At 46.7% G+C, this 22,280-nt stretch carries 25 protein-coding genes; all 25 read left to right on the forward strand.

Translation table 11 applies throughout. The annotated features are described in order from the left end of the window. Positions 1-98 precede the first annotated feature (98 nt). Positions 99-1,160 carry an L-threonylcarbamoyladenylate synthase gene (locus BpJC4_RS04205; protein ID WP_151697570.1) on the forward strand — a complete coding sequence of 354 codons (1,062 nt, stop codon included), beginning with the start codon at positions 99-101 and terminating at the stop codon, positions 1,158-1,160. An 81-nt stretch (positions 1,161-1,241) separates the two neighbouring features. After that, positions 1,242-1,790 (forward strand): manganese efflux pump MntP, encoded by a 549-nt coding sequence (locus BpJC4_RS04210; RefSeq protein ID WP_151680089.1) that lies wholly within the window; start codon positions 1,242-1,244, stop codon positions 1,788-1,790. A 131-nt stretch (positions 1,791-1,921) separates the two neighbouring features. Continuing rightward, positions 1,922-2,362 (forward strand): low molecular weight protein arginine phosphatase, encoded by a 441-nt coding sequence (locus BpJC4_RS04215; protein ID WP_151680088.1) that lies wholly within the window; start codon positions 1,922-1,924, stop codon positions 2,360-2,362. 11 nt (positions 2,363-2,373) lie between these two features. Then, positions 2,374-3,663: a methyl-accepting chemotaxis protein gene (locus tag BpJC4_RS04220; protein ID WP_151697571.1), complete on the forward strand. Its 1,290-nt coding sequence runs from the start codon at positions 2,374-2,376 to the stop codon at positions 3,661-3,663. A 255-nt stretch (positions 3,664-3,918) separates the two neighbouring features. Further along, the gene (gene rpiB, locus BpJC4_RS04225; protein ID WP_151680086.1) at positions 3,919-4,365 is read left to right on the forward strand and encodes a ribose 5-phosphate isomerase B; all 447 of its coding nucleotides are present in this window, start codon (positions 3,919-3,921) and stop codon (positions 4,363-4,365) included. A gap of 63 nt (positions 4,366-4,428) precedes the next feature. Continuing rightward, positions 4,429-4,950: a TIGR01440 family protein gene (locus tag BpJC4_RS04230; RefSeq protein ID WP_371862237.1), complete on the forward strand. Its 522-nt coding sequence runs from the start codon at positions 4,429-4,431 to the stop codon at positions 4,948-4,950. 153 nt (positions 4,951-5,103) lie between these two features. Continuing rightward, positions 5,104-6,348: a serine hydroxymethyltransferase gene (gene glyA, locus BpJC4_RS04235; protein ID WP_151680084.1), complete on the forward strand. Its 1,245-nt coding sequence runs from the start codon at positions 5,104-5,106 to the stop codon at positions 6,346-6,348. A gap of 154 nt (positions 6,349-6,502) precedes the next feature. Beyond that, positions 6,503-7,132, forward strand: a complete 630-nt coding sequence (upp, locus tag BpJC4_RS04240; protein ID WP_151680083.1) for a uracil phosphoribosyltransferase — start codon at positions 6,503-6,505, stop codon at positions 7,130-7,132. 601 nt (positions 7,133-7,733) lie between these two features. After that, positions 7,734-8,111: an ATP synthase subunit I gene (locus tag BpJC4_RS04245; protein ID WP_151680082.1), complete on the forward strand. Its 378-nt coding sequence runs from the start codon at positions 7,734-7,736 to the stop codon at positions 8,109-8,111. A 17-nt stretch (positions 8,112-8,128) separates the two neighbouring features. After that, positions 8,129-8,839 (forward strand): F0F1 ATP synthase subunit A, encoded by a 711-nt coding sequence (gene atpB, locus BpJC4_RS04250; RefSeq protein WP_151697572.1) that lies wholly within the window; start codon positions 8,129-8,131, stop codon positions 8,837-8,839. Between the two features lie 69 nt (positions 8,840-8,908). Beyond that, a complete protein-coding gene (gene atpE / locus BpJC4_RS04255) occupies positions 8,909-9,127 on the forward strand; it encodes a F0F1 ATP synthase subunit C (protein WP_151680080.1) in 219 nt (72 codons plus the stop codon). A gap of 117 nt (positions 9,128-9,244) precedes the next feature. Next, the gene (gene atpF, locus BpJC4_RS04260; protein ID WP_151680079.1) at positions 9,245-9,766 is read left to right on the forward strand and encodes a F0F1 ATP synthase subunit B; all 522 of its coding nucleotides are present in this window, start codon (positions 9,245-9,247) and stop codon (positions 9,764-9,766) included. Beyond that, a complete protein-coding gene (locus BpJC4_RS04265; protein ID WP_151680078.1) occupies positions 9,763-10,299 on the forward strand; it encodes a F0F1 ATP synthase subunit delta in 537 nt (178 codons plus the stop codon). Before atpF ends, BpJC4_RS04265 begins: the two co-directional genes overlap by 4 nt. A 23-nt stretch (positions 10,300-10,322) precedes the next feature. Beyond that, complete coding sequence (gene atpA / locus BpJC4_RS04270; RefSeq protein WP_151680077.1) at positions 10,323-11,840, forward strand: F0F1 ATP synthase subunit alpha; 1,518 nt, start codon at positions 10,323-10,325, stop codon at positions 11,838-11,840. Between the two features lie 77 nt (positions 11,841-11,917). Beyond that, entirely contained in the window at positions 11,918-12,775 is an 858-nt protein-coding gene (locus tag BpJC4_RS04275) for a F0F1 ATP synthase subunit gamma (protein ID WP_151680076.1), read from the forward strand. A 75-nt stretch (positions 12,776-12,850) separates the two neighbouring features. Beyond that, positions 12,851-14,272 carry a F0F1 ATP synthase subunit beta gene (atpD, locus tag BpJC4_RS04280; protein ID WP_151680075.1) on the forward strand — a complete coding sequence of 474 codons (1,422 nt, stop codon included), beginning with the start codon at positions 12,851-12,853 and terminating at the stop codon, positions 14,270-14,272. A 22-nt stretch (positions 14,273-14,294) separates the two neighbouring features. Further along, positions 14,295-14,699 (forward strand): F0F1 ATP synthase subunit epsilon, encoded by a 405-nt coding sequence (locus BpJC4_RS04285; RefSeq protein ID WP_151680074.1) that lies wholly within the window; start codon positions 14,295-14,297, stop codon positions 14,697-14,699. A 205-nt stretch (positions 14,700-14,904) separates the two neighbouring features. Next, complete coding sequence (locus tag BpJC4_RS04290) at positions 14,905-15,156, forward strand: DUF1146 family protein (RefSeq protein ID WP_151680125.1); 252 nt, start codon at positions 14,905-14,907, stop codon at positions 15,154-15,156. Between the two features lie 194 nt (positions 15,157-15,350). Further along, complete coding sequence (locus tag BpJC4_RS04295) at positions 15,351-16,091, forward strand: YwmB family TATA-box binding protein (protein WP_151680073.1); 741 nt, start codon at positions 15,351-15,353, stop codon at positions 16,089-16,091. Between the two features lie 32 nt (positions 16,092-16,123). Continuing rightward, entirely contained in the window at positions 16,124-17,437 is a 1,314-nt protein-coding gene (gene murA / locus BpJC4_RS04300) for a UDP-N-acetylglucosamine 1-carboxyvinyltransferase (protein WP_151680072.1), read from the forward strand. A gap of 192 nt (positions 17,438-17,629) precedes the next feature. Then, a complete protein-coding gene (spoIID, locus tag BpJC4_RS04305; protein ID WP_151680071.1) occupies positions 17,630-18,640 on the forward strand; it encodes a stage II sporulation protein D in 1,011 nt (336 codons plus the stop codon). A gap of 80 nt (positions 18,641-18,720) precedes the next feature. Further along, positions 18,721-19,497 (forward strand): stage II sporulation protein SpoIIQ, encoded by a 777-nt coding sequence (spoIIQ, locus tag BpJC4_RS04310; RefSeq protein WP_253724285.1) that lies wholly within the window; start codon positions 18,721-18,723, stop codon positions 19,495-19,497. Positions 19,498-19,841: 344 nt separating this feature from the next. Then, the gene (spoIIID, locus tag BpJC4_RS04315; protein WP_151680069.1) at positions 19,842-20,108 is read left to right on the forward strand and encodes a sporulation transcriptional regulator SpoIIID; all 267 of its coding nucleotides are present in this window, start codon (positions 19,842-19,844) and stop codon (positions 20,106-20,108) included. Positions 20,109-20,412: 304 nt separating this feature from the next. Continuing rightward, a complete protein-coding gene (locus BpJC4_RS04320; RefSeq protein WP_151680068.1) occupies positions 20,413-21,414 on the forward strand; it encodes a rod shape-determining protein in 1,002 nt (333 codons plus the stop codon). Between the two features lie 60 nt (positions 21,415-21,474). Then, the gene (locus tag BpJC4_RS04325; protein ID WP_151680124.1) at positions 21,475-22,269 is read left to right on the forward strand and encodes a flagellar hook-basal body protein; all 795 of its coding nucleotides are present in this window, start codon (positions 21,475-21,477) and stop codon (positions 22,267-22,269) included. Positions 22,270-22,280: the final 11 nt, after the last annotated feature.

The raw sequence follows: 22,280 nt of genomic DNA on the forward strand, positions 1-22,280 counted from the left end.
TTGTTTCATTTTTCACATTTTTGTATACTTGCGGGGAGAAAGCTTGTTAAATAAATATCTTAACGGGGTTTGCGATCCGATGAAGAAAGGTGAAAGGTATGGATACAAAATATTGGTTTGTGGATAAAACTGTGGAAAATCTCCAATCTTATCCACAACTTGTGGAAGCAGCACAATTGTTAAAAGAGAAGCAAGCTGTAGCATTTCCGACTGAAACGGTGTACGGTTTGGGAGCTGATGCGACTAGCGATGAAGCCGTCGATAAAATATACAAGGCGAAAGGCAGGCCGAGTGATAACCCGCTGATTGTCCATATTGCAGATGAGGTGCAGCTGGAAATGTTGGCGGAAGAAATTCCAGATATGGTGCGGGCGTTGATCAAAGCTTTTTGGCCCGGCCCGCTGACACTGATCCTGAAAGTAAAAAAAGGAAAATTATCGCAAAAAGTGACGGCCGGCCTTGATACGGTCGGGATCCGCATGCCGGCCCATCCTGTTGCACTTGCGCTCATCCGTCTCGCCGGGTTTCCGATTGCCGCCCCGAGCGCAAACCGTTCCGGCAAACCGAGCCCGACAACAGCCGGACATGTACGCCGCGATTTGGACGGCAAAATTGCCGGCATTGTGGACGGGGGAGAAACGGGTGTTGGGGTCGAGTCGACCGTGCTGGACTGCACAGCAGATACCCCTGTCATTTTGCGCCCGGGCGGCATTACGAAAGAACAACTTGAAGAGGTGATCGGGGAAGTTCAGCTTGATCCGGGGCTTGAAAATGAAAATGTTGCCCGCCCGAAAGCGCCCGGGATGAAATATACGCATTATGCGCCAAATGCGCCCGTTTACCTAGTCGACGGCGGGGTTCCGTTTATGCAGCGGTTGATTGATGAAAGGCGGGAAAATGGTGAAAATGTCGGTGCGGTGGTGACAGAAGAAACCGCCGGCGAAATCCGTGCCAATACCGTTGCGGTTTGCGGCAGGCGGTCTTCACTTGAGACGGTCGCACATCATCTGTACGATTCATTGCGCTCGTTTGACGATCAGGACGTAGATGTCATTTTTTGTGAGACTTTCCCGCGGAAAGGGATCGGGCAGGCCATTATGAACCGGCTCGAAAAAGCTGCCGGGCACCGTTTGATATCGGAAAATCCATCGGGAAGGTGAACATACGCATAGACTGCGCCTATTCTAAAACGCCTTGGACGTGCATATGCTGGATTAGGCACGTCCAAAGGGGGAAAGGGTATGGCAGTCATCGCAGAAGTGGTTACATTAGCGATTATGGCACTGGCACTCGGGATGGATGCTTTTTCGGTGAGTCTCGGCTTGGGGATGATGAAACCGAGGATGAGGCATATCTTTTACATAGGTTTGACGGTCGGGATTTTTCACGTGATTATGCCGTTTCTCGGGATCATTGCGGGGCAACTTTTATCCCATACATTTGGCATGTTTGCCCAGTATATCGGTGGCATTATGCTTGTTGTAATGGGCCTTCAGATGATTGTGTTTATATTTAAAAAAGAAAACGAATCGATGAGCCCCTCCGGCTGGGGAATTATCCTGTTTGCATTGAGTGTAAGTTTGGACAGTTTTTCTGTCGGGCTGTCACTTGGAATTTTCGGTGCACGGATGGCTGTGGTGATGATTTGTTTCGGGGCGGCGGCAACAGCATTAACCTGGCTCGGCCTGTTGATTGGAAGAAAATTCCATGTTTGGCTCGGCGCATACGGTGAAGCGCTCGGGGGAATGATTTTAATTATTTTCGGCGTTAAATTGCTTTTATCTGTTTAATACGTTGGGCAAGGACCTGGTTTCCAAGACGGATGCCGGGATTTTTTCGTGCGGGGAAGTTCAGCTTTGTATTCGGTGTCTTTTTTACTATAATATTAGTAGATAAAAATACCGGACAAGGAGGACGGGGGTTGAATATTCTTTTTGTTTGCACAGGGAATACATGCAGGAGTCCGATGGCAGAGGCGATCCTAAAGGCGAAGCAGCTGCCGGGCGTTGAAGTAAAATCAGCCGGCATTTTTGCATTGGAGGGGAGCGCCCTCTCAGCCCATACATACGAAGTGCTGAAGGAAAACGCGATTAAATTCCGCCATGCGGCCAAAAATCTTTCGGAAGAACTTGTGGATTGGGCGGATTATATTTTTACAATGACAAACGGCCATAAAGAAGCGGTGGCCGGGCGGTTTCCACGGGCCCGAAATAAAACGTTTACACTACTGGAATTTGCGGACGGCATCGGAGGTGATGTCGTGGATCCATACGGCGGCAGCCTCCAAATTTACAGAGCAACATATGGGCAATTGGACGGTTTAATCAATCGTTTGATTGAAAAATTAAAGCTGGGGAATTAGGGGCGAGTGTGTTGAAAGAAAGAAATTACAGATTCAGTTTGACGAAAAAAATCGTTTTGTTTGTCACCATTTTGTCTTTTATTACGTATACGTCCAGCGGCATTTTTATTTATGTGGTGTTTCCGTTCTTTTCAAATTCGATCAGCCAATCTTGGTTTATTGTGCTGACGCTTGCTTTAGGCATTATCTGGTCCGGGATTTTGAGTTATTTTGTGGCGCGTTTGATTGTTAAGCCGATGCGCAGGCTGGAAAGTGCGGCGATCAAAGCGAGCAGCGGGAATTTGCAGCATGAAGTTCCGGTGCCGAAATCCGGGGATGAAATCGAATCGTTGGCGTCCGCTTTCAATCGGATGATTGCCAATTTGCGGGAGATGGTCGCGCAAATTAACGGAAATGTGGAACATACAAAAGAAAAAGTGTCAGAAATCTCCAAAAAAACGGGGGTGGCCACAAACCAGGCCGAAAATATTAACCAGACGGTTGAAGAAATTTCCCTTGGGGCGGAACAATCTGCAGCGGCGACTCAATCCGCAGCCGATTTGGTGGAGGAAATATACCGGCTGGCTACAGAAGTCCGCGAAAAAGCGGATACTTGCAAACATTCGTCAGACCACATGCTTGGGGAGGTAAAAGCCAGCAAAGAGGCGATTGATTCATTGGTTACGGGCGTCGAGGAAATGGCGAAAGAAAATGCGGCTTCCCTTGAGGCTGTCCACCGTCTCGCTGAAGATACGAAAAAAGTGGAAGATATTGTTTCTTTTGTCGGGGAAGTGGCGGCGCAAACCAATTTGCTGGCGTTAAATGCTTCCATTGAAGCGGCACGCGCGGGCGAACACGGTAAGGGGTTTGCTGTTGTGGCCAATGAGGTCAGGAAGCTGGCAGATGAAAGCGCCCAAGCGGTACAAGGCATTGCCGGCCTGATTCAGCATATTGAGGAGGAAGTCAGCCATGTCGTGGGACAAATCACCGTCCAGGTGCAAAATGCGAATGATGAAGCGGTGAAAGGGAAACAGGCCAATGAGGCGATGGGGCAAATGACGGACTCCATCCTGCTCGTGGCCGGGGCGGTGGACAATATCGCTTCATTGGCTAAAAACCAAATGGAGTCCATTCAGGAGGCCGCCCGGCAGTCGCAGGAAGTTGCGGCAATCGCCGAACAGACTTCCGCCGGGGCGAAAGAAGTCACATCGATCACAAATGAACAGGCCCATGTAATGGAGTCCATCGAAAAATTAGTCGGCCAGCTGGAACGGGATGCGGAGAAATTAAAGGGAAATATCGGCCGCTTTCAAATCCGGTGAATAAGATTTTAGGCTTTGTTCCGTTTTCTTTTTTATGGCGATATGCCAGAATAGAATTAGTTGATTTTGTTGGAGACTATGTTAACCGACAATGACGGCCGCAAAATTTGCAGGGTGCCTGGACGGGCCGGGCAGGATCCATCGGCTAGGGCGCTGCGGGAGTCTCACGGAGGCGGATTTCGCGGCCATCAACCATAAAATGTAACACAGCCTCATAATACTAGGGAAGGCGGAAATAAAACGAGGGGGAAAAACATGAAAGTTGCATTGGCATCAGACCATGGTGGAATGAATCTACGAAGGGAAATTGCAAGTTTGCTCGATTCATTGGGCGTGGAATACGAAGATTTTGGCTGTGAGTGTGAAGGTTCTGTAGATTATCCCGATTATGCGTTGCCGGTGGCCGAGAAAGTGGCAGAAGGTGAATTTGACCGGGGGATTCTTATCTGCGGCACCGGGATTGGCATGTGCATTTCAGCCAACAAAGTAAAAGGCATCCGCTGCGCGCTCGTCCACGATGTTTTCAGTGCAAAAGCCACGAGGGAGCATAATGATAGCAATGTGCTCGCCATGGGGGAAAGGGTAATCGGGCCCGGGCTTGCGCGTGAAATTGTGAAAACTTGGCTCGGGACATCGTTTGAAGGTGGCCGCCATGCGCGCAGGATTGAAAAAATATCGCAATACGAAGAAAAAAACGCATGATCATAATAGAGGTGTGAAGCGTTGAAATCAGATTTTAGCCAGTTGGAAGAACAGTTTAACCGGATGCTGGATGAATTTTTCCGGCAAGTCCCCGTGAAAAAGGGGCAGGTTTTTGTCGTCGGATGTTCGACATCGGAAGTGATCGGGGAAAAAATTGGCACGGCGGGTGCAGCGGAAATCGCTGAAATCATTTTTAACGGCGTGCGGAAATTTTCCCGGAAGCTTGGGTTTTATTCGGCGTTTCAATGCTGCGAACATTTGAACAGGGCGCTTGTCGTGGATCGAACGCTTGCTTTGCAGAAGGGCTGGGAAGAAGTAACAGTGGTGCCTGTCCGAAAGGCAGGTGGTGCTATGGCTGCTTTTGCATACGGCCATATGGAAGATCCTGTTGTTGTTGAATTTATCCGGGCAGATGCCGGGATTGACATCGGGGATACTTTTATCGGCATGCATTTAAAGCATGTTGCCGTTCCTGTCCGGATATCGGAAAGGGAACTGGGCGCGGCCCATGTCACATTTGCCAGGACGCGCCCGAAACTGATCGGGGGTGCCCGGGCAGTATATGAAAAAGGCGGCACGTGCTAAGCAATCCGCAAGAAAGAAGCCGAGTCCCGGCAGTTTCCACGCGGGGGCGGGCTTCCTTTTTGATGTTTGTCCCAAAAAAAGGGCATGATTTCACAAAAAGTTATGGTAAAATAAAAAAGAATATGAAAAATGACCGTATGAGGGGGTTTCAATTTGAGCCATATTGCAAGACAAGACCAGGAAGTTTATCAAGCCATCCGGAAGGAACTGAACCGGCAAAGGAGTAAAATTGAGCTGATTGCCAGCGAAAACTTTGTTAGCGAAGCCGTTATGGAAGCGCAGGGATCCGTCATGACAAATAAATATGCTGAAGGCTATCCGGCCCACCGGTATTACGGCGGGTGCGAGTATGTCGATATCGTGGAAAATCTTGCGCGTGACCGGGCAAAGCAGCTTTTCGGCGCAGAGCATGTAAATGTCCAGCCCCATTCCGGTGCGCAGGCGAACATGGCGGTTTACTTCACTATTTTGGAACACGGTGACACGGTGCTGGGTATGAATTTGTCGCATGGCGGCCATTTGACGCACGGGAGCCCTGTGAATTTCAGTGGCATCCAATACAATTTTGTGGAATACGGCGTTGACAAAGAAACCCAGTATATTGACTATGATGATGTACTGGAAAAGGCGCGCATACATAAACCAAAACTGATCGTTGCAGGCGCAAGTGCATACCCCCGTACGATCGATTTCAAAAAGTTCAGGGAAATTGCGGATGAAGTTGGCGCTTATTTGATGGTCGATATGGCGCATATCGCCGGACTCGTTGCGGCCGGTCTCCACCCGAATCCGGTTCCTTATGCGGATTTTGTAACGACAACAACCCATAAAACATTACGGGGGCCGCGCGGCGGCATGATTTTGTGCAAAGAGGAATTTGCGAAGAAATTGGATAAGTCCATTTTCCCGGGAATCCAGGGCGGCCCGCTGATGCATGTGATTGCGGCCAAAGCCGTGGCGTTCGGCGAAGCACTCACAGACAAGTTTAAAGTTTATTCGCAAAAAGTGGTTGATAATGCCAAACGCCTTGCCGAAGGGCTGAAAAAAGAGGGTCTCGATCTTGTATCAGGCGGGACGGACAACCACCTGATCCTGATTGATTTGCGTTCTTTATCCATCTCGGGCAAGACAGCCGAAAAAGTACTGGATGACATCGGGATCACCGCCAATAAAAACACGATCCCGTATGACCCGGAAAGCCCGTTCATCACAAGCGGACTCAGAATCGGTACGCCTGCTGTGACGACAAGGGGCTTCGGCCTTGAAGAAATGGACGAAATTGCGTCGATTATTGGCACTGCGCTCAAAAATCCTAGTGATGAGGGAATTTTAAAAGGAGAAGCCGAACGTGTGAAAAAACTGACCGAACGTTTCCCACTTTATCCGGATCAAAATTAATCTCCTTCCCCGCGGAAGACGCGGGGCCTTTTCATGATCTGCCTTAAGAATTTATTTTGCCGTTCCTTGAGATTGGGTTCTTTTTTCGTGTAAAATGGTTGAGGCGAAGAAGTTTGTCGAATTTTATACCAACCTCTAAAAGGAGAGAATTTCATTGAGCACAGTTCATGTAATTAACCATCCGTTGATCCAGCACAAGTTAACGTATATCCGCGATAAACATACGGGGACGAAGGAATTCCGCGAGCTTGTGGATGAAGTGGCGACGCTGATGGCGTTTGAAATTACGCGGGATATGCCGCTTGAAGAGATCGAAATTGAAACGCCTGTCAGCAAAGCGAAATCAAAAATACTGTCTGGCAAAAAAATTGGCATTGTCCCGATACTGCGTGCAGGATTGGGCATGGTTGACGGTGTGCGGAAACTGATCCCGGCCGCGAAAGTCGGGCACATCGGGCTGTACCGCGATCCGAAAACATTAAAGCCGGTTGAATATTATATAAAACTGCCGAGCGATATCGAGGAGCGGGATTTCATTATCGTAGATCCGATGCTGGCAACGGGCGGCTCCGCAGTGGATGCGATCCAATCCTTAAAACAAAGGGGCGCGAAAAATATTAAATTCATGTGCCTGATTGCATCACCCCAAGGCGTGGAAGCGGTGCAAAAGGCGCATCCGGATGTGGATATCTTCATGGCCGCCCTCGATGAAAAACTGAATGAGAAAGGCTATATTGTACCCGGCCTCGGGGACGCGGGGGACCGTTTATTCGGGACGAAATAATTTGATCTCCTTCCGTCCGGCCATGCAAAATGAATCCGCTTAGTGTTTTACAAATTTGTTAACCTAAGGGAAATGGACTGGCAAAAAAATAAAAAGGGTCTATAATAACTGTATATTTTCGATGTAAATAGATGGAGGCGCCTTGTTCTTTCGGCATGCGGCCATTAAGGTGTCTCCAGGGATAGGGCACTTCCCTTTTTCAGCTTTTGCGTACCCGGGCGCTGAAGCGGTTATGAAAATCTTTAACGATTTTATAGGGGGCAGGAATTCAATGTTGTTTTACAGAAACTCCATTGACAATGCTTTAGTGCTATTGTATGCTAAAAAAGTGTACATTTTGAGAAGGTTTTCATAACTGGAAAGGGGAATCTTTTCTACTATTTACATACAGAAAATAGAACATAATGGCAGTGGCGGGCTACAGTACCTGTAACAGGTGGAGTTTTTGCGTATTGCCGTAGCCGGCTGGTCCCGCATTTCTGCTCTTTGCAGCGCCTGCTGTTGTAAAAGTATGGCAATATCCATTTTTCAGATGCGTGATAAAGAAAAAATACCTTGCTGTTAACGGTCCGGACTTTTACTCGGGAGTGTATTGATACTTATGCCGGAATTTATCCAGGTTTATAAAAGGCAGCGCAAGTATTTGGTGTTTCTTCTGCTGTTCTACCTAATGGGTTTAGGCCTGCCCCCATACCGTCCGGTTTTTCTGGGGTTGCTTTTAGGTACATCCGTCAGCCTTTTTAACTTATGGCTGCTGGCAAAAAGAACGATTTCGGTAACAAACTCTATTGATCCGGGGAAAAAACCGCGTGCAATGGGAACAGGCCTGAGAATGACGGCGGCCGTCATCGCGGTTTTGTTTGCATTGCGCTATCCGGGATATATAGACGTCCTCTGTGTAATTATTGGAATAATGACTGCTTATGTGGTCATTATGATAGATTTTTTTGTGGGTTTATTGCGGCAAAGAAAAATGTAAAAGTGAGGTGAGTTCTAATGGAACATAAGGCTCCAATCGTAGAATTCATGGGATTGTACTTTAACCTGGCCAATGTCATGATGATTACGGTTTCTTCTTTGATCGTTTTCATTATAGCGGTCGTCTCCACAAGAAAGCTGGCGTTGAAACCCACAGGCATGCAAAACTTCCTTGAATGGGTCATAGACTTTGTCAAGGATATTATTAAAAGCAATATGGATTGGAAAACAGGTGGAAGATTCCATATTCTTGGGATCACTTTGATCATGTATATTTTTGTTTCCAATATGCTCGGCCTGCCGTTCATGGTAGTGTTCAACCATTACTTATGGTGGAAGTCGCCTACGTCTGATCCGATCATCACATTGACTTTGGCGGTTATGATTGTAGGTTTAACCCATTATTACGGCGTCAAAGAAAGGGGAGTCGGCGGCTATTTAAAAAGCTATGTCCAGCCGATGGTATTCCTGCTCCCTATTAAACTGATAGAAGAATTCGCGAACACTTTGACAATGGGTCTCCGGCTTTACGGAAACATTTATGCCGGTGAAATTCTGCTGACGCTTCTTGCCGGGAGTTTGGCGACACATGTCGGAGGGACCATTGCGGCCATCGTGCCTACATTGGCATGGCAGGCTTTTTCCATCTTTGTCGGAACAATCCAGGCATATATTTTTACCATGCTGACAATGGTTTACATGTCTCATAAAGTTTCACACGAGGCATAGCCATTTCATATAATTTTTCTTTTTGAAAAGACAAGCCAATTTTTATATAACTTAAAGGAGGAAATATTCATGAGTTTGGGTGTTATTGGAGCAGCAATTGCATGTGGTTTGGCAGCAGTAGGCGCTGGTATCGGGAACGGTCTTGTAGTCGGCCGCACTGTAGAAGGGATTGCCCGCCAGCCTGAAGCACGCGGATTACTGCAAACAATGATGTTCGTTGGTATTGCGTTGGTTGAGGCTCTGCCAATCATCGCGGTTGTTATCGGGTTTATGGTTCTTAACAGATAGGAAACGGTTTTTATCAATGGCGAAGATCATCTAACGGAAACTTCGCCATTCCTTTATGATGGTGTTTTAACGGCGCTTGGTAACGATGGAAGCGGCTTTGGAAAGGAGTGAACCTGGGTGTTTGAAAACAGTTTTGTACTAGGATTCGTTGAAGGACATTTAAATACAGGCGATATCGTCTTTCAGCTTGTCATGTTTATCATTTTAATGCTCCTGTTGAAACGGTATGCCTGGAAGCCTTTAATGGGCATCATGCAAAAGCGTGAAGAACATATCGCAAAAGAAATTGAATTGGCGGAAAAAAACCGCGCGGAAACAAACAGGCTTCTTGAGGAGCAGCGCGCTTTGCTTAGCCAGGCAAGGCAGGAAGGCCAGGCTTTAATCGAAAATGCGAAAAAACAAGCGGATGCGCAACGGGAAGAAATCATTTCGACAGCTCGTGCGGAAGCGGAAAGATTAAAAAATGCCGCAAAGCTGGAAATCGAACAGGAAAAAGCAAAAGCTGTCGCTGCTTTGCGTGAACAGGTTGCATCCCTGTCTGTTATGATTGCCTCGAAAGTGATTGAAAAAGAAATATCGGAAAAAGATCACGAAAAACTGATTATGGAATCTATTAAAGAGGCAGGAGAAATGCGATGAGTCATGACGCGGTAGAAAAACGGTACGCTTCGGCGCTTTTCGAACTTGCGAAAGAGCACGGGCAGCTGGAAACAATTGAAAAAGAGGTGCGCGTGGTTAAAGAGGTTTTTGAAGGAAATGAACCGTTCAGAAAACTCCTTAAATCTCCGAAAGTGACACTAGAAAAAAAACAAGAAATCCTTAAAGATATTTTTTCCGGATTATCCACTTTCACATTGAATACGCTGCTGCTTTTGACAGAGCGCCACCGTGACGATTTGATTGCTGACGTTTGCCGTTCTTTTATCGAGCGGATGAATGAAGAGCGCGGCATTTCCGAAGCTGTTGTCTACTCAGCACGGCCGCTTACTGCCGAGGAGAGCAAGGCCATATCCGGCGTGTTTGCAGAAAAAGTCGGAAAGCGGTCCTTGAATATTGAAAATGTTGTAGACAGCGGATTATTGGGCGGATTAAAGATCAGAATCGGAAATTCCATTTTTGACAGCAGTTTGCGCGGAAAATTGGAACGTCTTGAAAGAACATTAATCAGTTAAGTGGGAAATGAGGTGCTGGATTTATGAGCATAAAAGCTGAAGAAATCAGCTTGCTGATCAAAAAACAGATTGAAAATTACCAGTCTGAAATTGAAGTTAGCGATGTCGGTACCGTTATCGAAGTTGGTGACGGGATTGCACGTGCTCACGGACTTGACAATGCAATGTCCGGAGAACTGCTGGAGTTTTCAAACGGGGTAATGGGGCTTGCCCAAAACCTTGAAGAAAGCAATGTCGGGATCATTATTTTGGGGCCTTACCGCGAGATACATGAAGGCGATGAAGTGAGAAGGACCGGGCGGATTATGCAGGTTCCGGTAGGCGAAGAGCTGATCGGCCGCGTTGTAAACCCGCTCGGCCAGCCGGTTGACGGCCTTGGCCCGATTAATACAACGAAAACACGCCCGATTGAGGCAAAAGCGCCTGGCGTTATGGATCGGAAATCGGTAAGCGAACCGCTCCAAACGGGGATTAAGGCGATCGATGCGCTTGTACCGATTGGCCGCGGTCAGCGGGAATTGATCATCGGAGACCGCCAAACCGGTAAAACGACCATTGCGGTGGATACGATTTTGAACCAAAAAGACCAAAATATGATTTGTATTTATGTTGCGATCGGGCAAAAAGAATCGACGGTCCGCAGTACAGTTGAAACCTTCCGCAAATTCGGTGCTTTGGATTATACGATTGTTGTTACAGCTTCCGCGTCCCAGCCGGCTCCGCTGCAATACCTGGCGCCGTACGCCGGTGTTGCGATGGGTGAAGAATTCATGTATAACGGCAAACACGTATTGGTTGTCTATGATGACTTATCCAAGCAGGCTGTCGCATACCGCGAACTTTCCCTGCTGCTGCGTCGTCCGCCGGGCCGTGAAGCGTATCCTGGTGATGTATTCTATTTGCACTCCCGCCTGCTTGAGCGTGCTGCAAAATTGAGTGACCGGCTGGGCGGAGGTTCGTTGACTGCGCTGCCGTTTGTTGAAACACAGGCCGGTGATATTTCGGCATATATTCCGACAAACGTCATTTCCATTACAGACGGCCAGATCTTCCTGCAGTCCGACCTGTTCTTCTCCGGTGTGCGCCCGGCGATTAACGCAGGTTTGTCCGTATCCCGTGTCGGCGGCGCTGCGCAAATTAAGGCAATGAAAAAAGTTTCCGGTACTTTGCGCCTTGACTTGGCTTCCTACCGTGAACTTGAATCATTCGCCCAATTTGGTTCGGATCTGGATAAAGCAACCCAGGCAAAACTGGCACGCGGACAGCGCACCGTTGAAGTGTTGAAACAGGATTTGAACAAGCCAATTAAAGTCGAAAAACAAGTATGCATTCTCTATGCTTTGACAAAAGGATTCCTGGATGACATTCCGGTTGAAGATATTCTCCGTTTTGAATCCGAATTCTATGCTTGGCTCGACCAAAACCGCGCTTCTCTGCTGGAGGAAATCCGTACAACCGGAAATCTTCCTGCTGATGAAGACATGGAAAACGCGATCACGGAGTTCAAGAAGACGTTCGTCGTTTCCGTGCAGCAATCTTAAAGGGTAAACACATAGATGAAGGATTTCAATCAGCAATATTGAAATCCTGATTAACTCACAAGGGTGGTGAAGCTCAAGTGGCATCCTTACGCGATATCAAAACCCGAATTAACTCAACGCAAAAAACAAGCCAAATTACGAAGGCAATGCAGATGGTGTCGGCCGCAAAACTGAACCGTGCCGAAATGTCTGCCAAGTCGTTTGTCCCATATATGGAAAAAATGCAGGATGTGGTTGTCAGCATTTCAAAGGGGACAAGCGGCGCCCAGCACCCGATGCTTGTTTCCCGCCCTGTTAAAAAGACAGGTTATTTCGTCATCACGTCAGACCGGGGACTGGCCGGTGCATTTAACAGCAATGTTTTAAGGCTTGTTACCCAAACCATACGGGAACGCCATCAATCCGATGACGAGTATGCGATTATCGTTGTTGGGCGTACAGGATATGAATTTTTCAGGCGTTTAAAGATGAATGTTGTGCTGCATATTGTTGGCTTGGCGGACCATCCGACATTTGCGGATATTGAAAATATTACAAAGAAAACAGTAGCAATGTATGAAGACGGGACATTTGACGAATTGTACTTATATTACAACCATTTTGTCAATACGATTACCCAGAAAGTTATGGAGAAAAAGCTATTGCCGCTTACAGATGTAACGACTACAAACCGCTTAATTTCCTACGAATTTGAACCGTCTCCAAAGGAGATCCTGAATGTCCTGTTGCCGCAATATGCTGAAAGCCTGATTTACGGGGCGCTTTTGGACAGTAAGGCGAGTGAGCATGCGGCGCGCATGACGGCAATGAGAAATGCTACGGATAATGCAACAGAATTAATCGATACGTTGACATTGACCTATAACCGTGCCCGCCAGGCATCGATTACACAGGAAATTACGGAAATCGTCGGTGGAGCAGCAGCACTGGAATAATTTCCGCTTTGGCAAACCGCTCTTTTGCCAAGACGGATCCGGCATGCCCCATCACGCAAGTTAGGAGGGAACAGTATGAGCATTGGACATGTTCTGCAAGTAATGGGTCCGGTAGTTGACGTAAAGTTTGAAAACGGTCAGCTCCCTGACATTTATAACGCATTAAAAATTAACTATAAAGCAAAAAGTTCCGATGAAGTCGATATCAATGTCACGCTGGAAGTTGCATTACACTTGGGCGATGATGCCGTCCGTACGGTTGCGATGTCTTCAACAGATGGCATCAGGCGCGGCATGGAAGTGGTGGATACGGGTGCCCCTATTTCTGTGCCGGTAGGGGAAGCAACGCTTGGCCGTGTATTTAACGTACTCGGTGAAGTCATTGACCTTGATGGAGAACTTAAAGGTGACGTCCGCCGCGATCCGATCCAAAAACCGGCGCCTTCATTTGAACAGTTGTCAACGCAAGTTGAAATTCTTGAAACCGGCATTAAAGTCGTTGACCTTTTGGCCCCTTACATCAAAGGCGGAAAAATCGGGTTATTCGGTGGTGCCGGTGTCGGCAAAACCGTTTTGATTCAGGAATTGATCCATAACGTTGCCCAGGAGCACGGCGGTATTTCCGTATTTGCCGGCGTAGGGGAACGCACACGTGAAGGAAACGATCTTTACTATGAAATGAAAGACTCCGGCGTTATCAACAAAACCGCCATGGTGTTCGGGCAAATGAACGAGCCGCCTGGTGCACGTATGCGGGTTGCTTTAACCGGTTTAACAATGGCTGAATATTTCCGTGATGAACAAGGGCAGGACGTATTGCTGTTTATTGATAACATTTTCCGTTTCACACAGGCCGGTTCTGAAGTTTCCGCGCTTCTCGGACGCATGCCTTCCGCTGTTGGTTACCAGCCGACGCTTGCAACGGAAATGGGCCAATTGCAGGAACGGATTACTTCGACGACAAAAGGTTCCATCACATCCATTCAGGCGATTTATGTACCGGCTGACGACTATACAGACCCGGCTCCGGCGACAACATTCGCACACTTGGATGCAACAACAAACCTTGAACGCCGGTTATCGGAAATGGGGATTTATCCGGCAGTGGATCCGCTCGCTTCCACTTCCCGCGCTTTAGCCCCTGAAATTGTCGGTGAAGAGCACTACAAAGTCGCCCGTCAGGTTCAGGCGACGCTGCAGCGTTACCGTGAACTGCAGGATATTATCGCCATTTTGGGTATGGACGAATTGAGTGAAGACGACAAACTGGTCGTTCACCGTGCACGCCGGATCCAGTTCTTCCTGTCGCAAAACTTCCACGTCGCGGAACAATTTACCGGCCAGCCGGGTTCTTATGTGCCGGTTAAAGAAACAGTACGCGGCTTTAAAGAAATTTTGGAAGGGAAATATGACCATCTTCCTGAAGATGCCTTCCGCCTCGTAGGCCCGATCGAGGATGTTGTGAAAAAAGCGGAAGCCATGGGAGTAAAAGTATAATACGGGACCAGGAGGAAGCAAAATGAGGACATATGAAGCCAGTGTTGTCACTCCAGACGGCCCGGTATACCATGGTGAAGTGGAAATGGTAATTGCAAAGGCCAAAAGCGGCGAGCTCGGAATATTGTATGGGCATATTCCATTGGTTGCGCCGCTTGAAATCGGGGCCGTCCGATTTAAAAAAGGCGAACAAGAGGACTTGGTCGCAGTCAGCGGCGGCATTTTGGAAGTACGGTCGGACCAGGTGACCATTTTGGCCCAGGCTGCCGAAACACCGGAACAAATTGATATCCGGCGTGCTGAAGAAGCGAAACAACGTGCAGAGCGCAGGTTGCAGTCCCATCAGGATGATATTGATTTCAAACGGGCGGAATTGGCGTTAAAACGCGCAATAAACCGTATTGATGTTTATCATCATTCAAGATAAGAACTGTTCTGCTTGATGCAGGCAGTCATATAAGCTGCATAAAAAATAAAAACACCTTCTGTTTTTTTTCGGAAGGTGTTTTTATTTGAGTGCAAAATTTGCGGGGCTTTTATGAAAAAAAGCCCTGTGTGCAAGGCGGCACGTATTGGTGGCCGGGAAAAGTCAACCAGATACGGCCCATTTTTCGGGAAAGGAGTGGGTGCCGATGACAGCCGGTTTCGGGACACAGGCCGTAATCAGCATCATTACCAATTTATTTTTCATCGGTATGACTTTTTGGATCCTTCAAGCTATCAACATTGAAAAGATTTTGAAGAAAAACCGCGTGATCCAGGCAAAACTGCTGTATATTTTTCTTTCAGTCGCAATCGGGTACAGCGTCAGCAATTTTTTTCTCGATTATTTACTTTGGGCGCAACACCTACCCTTATTATTTCATTTTATTTTTGCAGGATAACCCCTTTAACAAGGCCAATAAATGGTTCATTTTTCCTGTTCCCAAAAAATCATATATTGTCTACAATTTAGTTATGCTTTTTTAGACAAAATTCATTATACTAATGTATAGAGTGTCAAAACTTGACGACATTTACCTCGTATGTCCCCATGCTCTCTTGTTAACACTTTTAATAAGGGAGAGGGGGAAAGAAGATGAGAAAATTAGGAATCATTTGGCCGGTAATTGTTGCGGTTAGTTTGGCACTGATTGTAATGGGGAATAAGACAAATGCAGCCCATTTTACAGGTCAATTACAGCTGTTTCAGCAGTCCGTTGAACAGATGGGTGGCAAAGTGACTGGATGGTCTTTATATACGAGAGAAACCCTTGGCCAGCTTTCGCCGGAAGGTTGGAATGAAAAGGTGCGGGAATTGCAAAGACATTTCCCTGAAATGCAATGGCAATTCGAAAAGGACAGGCATTCAAAGATGCTTGTGGGCAAGTTGGCAAAAAGCCATTATGTCGAAACCGTAAAATTCATGTCGACCCTTACAAATCGCAAATCCGGTTCGTATTTAATTTACGAAGTGGAAGGGCAAGGCTGGGACGAAGCAGAAATGCGCAAAATCAATCAACTTGTGTCAGACCGGACAGGCATACTTTATGCGGAAAAACCCATGGTTTTCTCTTGTATCAAAGGCGAATTCAGTGATAAAATTGATAATGTTTTGTTGTATGAAAAAAAGGCATTGCTGAAACGTCTTGATGCTACAGAAATTGAAACAATGGAAGAAAAAAATTTTTATGCGGTTTCCGGATACTCGCCGAAGTTTTCGGAAGACTTAGCTGTAAAAAAAAGGGAAATGAATGTGCAAATCGGCTTAAGAAACAGCGGTTTGGGCGGTAAGACAACAGTCGTAATTGGCACACCTATCATTACGATTGAATATTAATATAGAGAATATGGACGCGGAGGGGAATACTCTTGGAAAAGATCATCGTCCGCGGCGGGAACAGGCTTCAAGGCACCGTACAAGTAGAGGGCGCAAAGAATGCCGTACTGCCTGTGATCGCTGCATCATTATTGGCAAGTGAAGGAAAAAGCATTATACGTGATGTACCAAAACTCTCCGATGTATTTACAATCAGCGAAGTACTGCGCCACCTGAATGCTGGTGTATCGTTTCATGAAAATAAAATCACTGTAGATGCATCAAGGGAGTTATCGGTTGAAACACCGTTTGAATATGTCCGCAAAATGCGCGCATCTTTTTTAGTGTTGGGCCCATTATTGGCGAGAACCGGAAAGGCGAGAGTGGCATTGCCGGGAGGCTGTGCAATCGGCTCCCGCCCTATTGACCTGCACTTAAAAGGTTTTGAAGCGATGGGGGCAAAAGTAAATGTAGGAAACGGCTTTATTGAAGCCACCGTGCCCGACCGTTTGCATGGAGCAAAAATTTACCTTGATTTTCCAAGTGTCGGTGCGACCCAGAACATTATGATGGCTGCATCGTTGGCCGACGGGCAGACAATCATAGAGAATTGCGCTAAAGAACCTGAAATTGTCGACCTGGCCAACTTTTTAAATGAAATGGGCGCAAATGTAAAAGGCGCCGGCACAGGAACCATTAAAATAGAAGGTGTAAAGAAGCTATACGCTGCTGATCATACCATCATACCTGACCGGATTGAAGCAGGGACGTTCATGGTTGCTGCTGCAATCACAAAAGGGAATGTATTGGTAAAAGGGGCAGTGCCGGAACATATTTCTTCCTTAATTGCGAAGCTCGAGGAAATGGGCGTAACGGTGATTGAAGAAGAAAACGGGGTCAGGGTGATCGGCCCTGAAGAACTGAAAGCTGTAGATATTAAAACGATGCCGTATCCGGGTTTTCCGACTGATATGCAATCGCAAATGATGGCATTACTTTTGTGTGCCAAAGGAACAAGCGTCATTACGGAAACCGTATTTGAAAACCGCTTCATGCACGTGGAAGAATTCCGGCGCATGAATGCTGATTTGAAAATAGAAGGGCGATCCGTCATTGTGAACGGTCCTTGCAATTTGCAGGGCGCTGAAGTTGCTGCCACCGATTTAAGGGCTGCTGCTGCTTTGATTATTGCGGGTCTGGCTGCAAAAGGCATTACCCGTGTAACAGAATTAAAACACCTTGACCGCGGATATTTGGACTTCCATCTCAAACTGGCTGCACTTGGGGCAGACATTGAAAGAGTCGACGATGAAGCGGAAGTTATGCTGGCTAATCAAAATCAAATGGTTGCCGACGCCAATCTCTAGTTTGGATAAAAATCTCTGTACATATTCCCCATGTGCAGGGTTTTTTTTTACCTGAAGCCATATTTCCAGTATGGACGCCTTAGGCAAATTTTAAACCCTGCCGCCTCCTGACTTTTTATTCATAAATGCTTGTCCAAAGCCATAAGTTGGAGTATAGGTTTTCCACCACCTAAACATATGGAGGCATCAGGCATGAAACCAATCAAACCCGTTATCATTGCATCCATCCTCGTTCTCGCCTTTTCCTTTCTCATCCCCGCCCTTGTTGTTCTTCCGTTCCAGAACGAAAAAGCCAGCGGGAAATTAAATGAAAAAAAACAGCCAAAGGGAGAGAAAGAAACGGATTCAATCCAAGTGTCAGTGTATAGAAGCATGGAAAAAAAGATTGACCGAATGCCGATGGAAGACTATGTAGCAGGTGTTGTCGCTGCGGAAATGCCGGCACAGTTCAGGATGGAAGCGTTGAAAGCTCAGGCATTGACGGCGCGCACATTCATTGTGAACCGGCTGTTATACGGCGGCAACAGCGATTTACCGCAAAATGCCGATGTAACAGATACGGTAAATGACCAAGTATATTTAAGCAATGATGAGCTGAAAAAGATTTGGGGAAAACAGTACCGGGCAAAATTAAATAAGATCAAAAAAGCAGTTTCAGCCACAAAAGGGGAAATTATCACCTACCACAACAAGCCGATTGACGCGGCCTTCTTTTCCACAAGCAACGGCTATACGGAAAATGCGGAAGATTACTGGACAAACCCGGTTCCTTATTTAAAAAGCGTTAAAAGCCCGTGGGATAAAACTTCACCAAAATTTAAAAAAGAAACGGTCATATCTGTGCCTGTTTTTGAACAAAAGCTCGGGATCAAACTTTCTTCCAACGATATGGGCACCGTTTTATCCAGGACAAAAGGGAAAAGGGTTGCAAAAATCCAAATCGCCGGCAATGTCTTTACCGGCAGGCAGGTCAGGGATAAACTCAGCCTTCCTTCGTCGGATTTTACATGGGTCAGAAAAGGCAATGAAATTGTGGTCACCACGAAAGGTTACGGGCACGGTGTCGGCATGAGCCAATATGGCGCAAACGGTATGGCGAAGGAAGGAAAGGATTATAAAGCCATTGTTACGTATTATTATAAAGGAGTGGAGATCGTACCGATTGATGCCATTGTCAATCCCCGCATGCTGGCGGAAAAATAACCCGGGGAGCAGCGTCTTAAAAATTTTTTAAAATCTATGTATAAACAAATAAAGAAATGTTCAGAATGGTTGCTGAGGTGATGAAAATGAGAGAGGAAGAAAAGAAACGGCCTTCTCAACCAAAGAACATAAAAAATTTCTTAAAAAAACGCTGGGTATATCCTGCGCTCTACTTAGCCAGCGCGGCGCTGTTAATTGCCGGGATTATTTGGTACCAATCGCTGGGAAGCAATTCGGCGAAAGAAAAATTCTCGAGTGACACATCCATCAGCCAGAAGAATTCCGAAAACCGGGCAATAGAAGTCAATAAAGCGGTTGAAAATTTCAAAATGCCGGTGAAACATCCTGAAATGGCTAAAATCGAGAAGAAATTTTACGATCCGAACGCATCGGTGAAAGATCAGGAAGCTGCACTTGTCGTATACGAAAACACTTACCAGCCGAACCAGGGCATTGACATTACGATGACAAACGGCAAATCTTTTGATGTTGTCGCGGCAATGAGCGGAACGGTAACAAAAGTGCAGGAAGATGCAGTTTTAGGGAATGTCATTGAAGTGGAACATGATAAAGGTGTCGTCACCGAATATCAATCGGTGAAAGACATTGCCGTTAAAGAAGGGGATGCAGTAAAACAAGGCCAACTACTTGCAAAAGCCGGCCAAAGCGAACTGAACAAAGCAGCAGGCACGCATCTCCACTTTGAAATCCGCAAAGACGATGTTGCAGTCAATCCGGAAAACTATTTCAATAAACCAGTCAGCGATGTCCAACTTCCGGATGCAACCTCCGGCAACAGCCAATCCAAACAAAACCAGGCTTCTGAAGACACGTCTGCGGGCCAGGGAAGCAAATAACAACTTTCCCTAAGGGATAGAGGACAGAAAGGCTCTATCCTTTTTTTATGCGTGCAAGTAGCCGTCCGGCCGGCCCTTTCTTTTGTTTTTTTGCATAAAATGTAATCCAAGCTAATAAACTGTTACAAACTTGACAAAAAGCGAGAGTGTTTGAGGTGAGGAATCGTTAAATACGGGAGCGTTTTCGTTACAGACTTGTTTATTTCTTGCAGCATCAGAAAGGAATTGACTTTCTGCCGCAGAAGCTGCCCTTGACAGGAACGACTGCGGGATACAGTACGAATCTGAGGTCAGCGAGTCTCATTTCACACTCCTCACATCCAATTTTGGGGAGGGCGAGTAGTGTGCACGATTACATCAAAGAGAGGACTATCAAGATTGGAAAGTATATCGTGGAGACGAGAAAAACGGTTCGCGTGATTGCGAAAGAGTTTGGCGTATCCAAAAGTACTGTCCATAAAGATTTGACGGAAAGACTGCCGGAAATCAACCCGGAACTGGCAAATGAAGTAAAGAATATATTGGATTACCATAAATCGGTCCGCCACTTGCGCGGAGGGGAAGCAACGAAGCAGAAGTATAAAAAGGAAGAATACCAAGTTACAGAATAGCAAAACGGTTGCATAAGCCCACCAGAGGCAGCCGGTTTCCACGTTCAAAAAGAAGCAACCGAAACAGGCGGTTGCTTCTTTTTGATGGGACAAAAAGTCCGCTTCTTAGAAAGTCCCTCTAAACATGTCCCCGGTGATTTCCGAGGCTGCAACAGCAGCAAAATGCGGAAAATAAAATTTGACAAATCCTCCCGAAACTCGACAAGAATGTGGTAAAATAGTTACTTAGAGAAAACAGACATTCATAGACTGCTTATAGATAAATCGTCCTATAAAGTATGGAAAATGAGGAAGGAGCACATTCATGTTTGCAAAGGATATTGGAATTGATTTGGGCACCGCTAACGTATTGATCCATGTTAAAGGCCAGGGCATCGTGTTAAATGAGCCGTCTGTTGTGGCAATTGACAAAACGGCCAATAAAGTGCTTGCTGTCGGGGAGGAAGCGCGCCGCATGGTGGGAAGGACGCCGGGGAATATTGTGGCGATCCGTCCGCTGAAAGACGGTGTCATTGCCGATTTTGATGTGACGGAAACGATGCTGCGGCACTTTATCAACAAGCTGAATGTCAAGGGCTTTTTATCCAAACCGCGCATTCTGATTTGCTGCCCGACGAATATCACAAGCGTTGAACAAAAAGCAATCCGTGAAGCGGCAGAAAAAAGCGGCGGGAAAAACGTTTATCTGGAGGAAGAACCGAAAGTGGCGGCAATCGGTGCCGGAATGGATATTTTCCAGCCGAGCGGCAATATGGTTGTAGACATTGGTGGAGGAACAACGGATATTGCCGTATTATCGATGGGCGACATTGTGACAAGCTCATCCATTAAAATGGCTGGCGACAAGTTTGATAATGAGATTTTGCAATATATCAAGAGGGAATACAAGCTCCTGATCGGTGAACGCACGGCGGAAAACATCAAAATCAATATCGGTACGGTATTCCCGGGTGCCCGTAATGAAGAAATGGACATCAGGGGGAGGGATATGGTTTCCGGCCTTCCGCGCACAATTACCGTCAAATCTTCCGAAATTGAAAAAGCATTGCGCGAATCGGTATCCGTGATTGTGCATGCAACCAAAAATGTATTGGAGAAAACTCCGCCTGAACTTTCTGCTGATATCATCGACCGCGGCGTGATTTTAACCGGCGGCGGCGCCCTCCTGCACGGCATCGACCAGCTGCTCGCCGAAGAAATCAAAGTGCCGGTATTGGTGGCGGATAACCCGATGAGTTCAGTGGCAATTGGGACAGGCTTAATGCTTGAAAACATTGATAAGATTTCAAAAAGAAGGCTTGTTTAATCAAACGTTTGATGAAAACGGAAAAGCACCCGTTACACTTTTCCAGTGAGGTGGATGGCGATGTTAAGAGGTCTCTATACAGCGGCTTCCGGAATGATTGCACAACAGCGGAAAACGGATATGCTCGTCAATAATTTATCCAATGCAGATACACCCGGTTATAAAGCAGACCAATCATCGATGCGGTCGTTTCCAAAGATGCTGCTCAGCTATATGAATAAAAACGGGACAACAGGCGAGATTGAGCATTCGGTCGGGTCGCTGGCAACCGGCGTTTACATGCAGGAGACCATCCCGCTGTTTACGCAGGGCTCCCTTGAAGAAACAAACAACAAAACCGATCTGGCCATTGTTGATAATCCTGCATCTACAGGCCGTTTATTCTTTCCTGTTGAAGACAGCGGTGGCAATATAAAATATACGCGGAACGGAAACTTTACGGTCGATTCACAAGGATATTTAACGACTGCTTCCGGAAATTACGTCCTGAATACTGCGGGTGGCCGCATTCAAGTCAACAGTACCGATTTTTCTGTTGATCCAACCGGCGCCATTACGGAAAATGGCCAATATGTGGATACAGTAGGGTTGGCGTATGCCCAAAATCCGGATTTGCTCGTAAAAACAGGGGACGGTTTATACACGCTCCAAAATAACGCACAGCTTCCAAATGCTTACGCCCAGCGGATCGGCTTCCAGATCAAACAGGGCTATTTGGAGGCTTCCAATGTGGATGAAACACAAACAATGACGGACATGATCAGTGCGTACCGCTCTTTCGAAGCCAACCAAAAAGTGCTGCAGGCTTATGATTCAAGCTTGGGCAAAGCGGTCAATGACGTCGGCAAAGTTTAATCGGAAATGAG

The sequence above is a fragment of the Weizmannia acidilactici genome (assembly GCF_008974185.1).
GTDB classification, from domain to species: domain Bacteria; phylum Bacillota; class Bacilli; order Bacillales; family Bacillaceae_C; genus Weizmannia; species Weizmannia acidilactici.

Excerpts from the sequence above, each read along its gene's own strand:
- BpJC4_RS04325 (WP_151680124.1), top strand. The coding sequence starts at position 21,475 with ATGTTAAGAGGTCTCTATACAGCGGCTTCCGGAATGATTGCACAACAG.
- BpJC4_RS04320 (WP_151680068.1), top strand. The coding sequence starts at position 20,413 with ATGTTTGCAAAGGATATTGGAATTGATTTGGGCACCGCTAACGTATTG.
- atpD (WP_151680075.1), top strand. The coding sequence starts at position 12,851 with ATGAGCATTGGACATGTTCTGCAAGTAATGGGTCCGGTAGTTGACGTA.
- BpJC4_RS04210 (WP_151680089.1), top strand. The coding sequence starts at position 1,242 with ATGGCAGTCATCGCAGAAGTGGTTACATTAGCGATTATGGCACTGGCA.
- spoIIQ (WP_253724285.1), top strand. The coding sequence starts at position 18,721 with ATGAAAATGAGAGAGGAAGAAAAGAAACGGCCTTCTCAACCAAAGAAC.
- spoIID (WP_151680071.1), top strand. The coding sequence starts at position 17,630 with ATGAAACCAATCAAACCCGTTATCATTGCATCCATCCTCGTTCTCGCC.
- BpJC4_RS04265 (WP_151680078.1), top strand. The coding sequence starts at position 9,763 with ATGAGTCATGACGCGGTAGAAAAACGGTACGCTTCGGCGCTTTTCGAA.
- atpA (WP_151680077.1), top strand. The coding sequence starts at position 10,323 with ATGAGCATAAAAGCTGAAGAAATCAGCTTGCTGATCAAAAAACAGATT.
- atpE (WP_151680080.1), top strand. The coding sequence starts at position 8,909 with ATGAGTTTGGGTGTTATTGGAGCAGCAATTGCATGTGGTTTGGCAGCA.
- atpB (WP_151697572.1), top strand. The coding sequence starts at position 8,129 with ATGGAACATAAGGCTCCAATCGTAGAATTCATGGGATTGTACTTTAAC.
- BpJC4_RS04245 (WP_151680082.1), top strand. The coding sequence starts at position 7,734 with ATGCCGGAATTTATCCAGGTTTATAAAAGGCAGCGCAAGTATTTGGTG.
- BpJC4_RS04230 (WP_371862237.1), top strand. The coding sequence starts at position 4,429 with ATGCTGGATGAATTTTTCCGGCAAGTCCCCGTGAAAAAGGGGCAGGTT.
- BpJC4_RS04205 (WP_151697570.1), top strand. The coding sequence starts at position 99 with ATGGATACAAAATATTGGTTTGTGGATAAAACTGTGGAAAATCTCCAA.
- rpiB (WP_151680086.1), top strand. The coding sequence starts at position 3,919 with ATGAAAGTTGCATTGGCATCAGACCATGGTGGAATGAATCTACGAAGG.
- BpJC4_RS04295 (WP_151680073.1), top strand. The coding sequence starts at position 15,351 with ATGAGAAAATTAGGAATCATTTGGCCGGTAATTGTTGCGGTTAGTTTG.
- BpJC4_RS04285 (WP_151680074.1), top strand. The coding sequence starts at position 14,295 with ATGAGGACATATGAAGCCAGTGTTGTCACTCCAGACGGCCCGGTATAC.
- BpJC4_RS04290 (WP_151680125.1), top strand. The coding sequence starts at position 14,905 with ATGACAGCCGGTTTCGGGACACAGGCCGTAATCAGCATCATTACCAAT.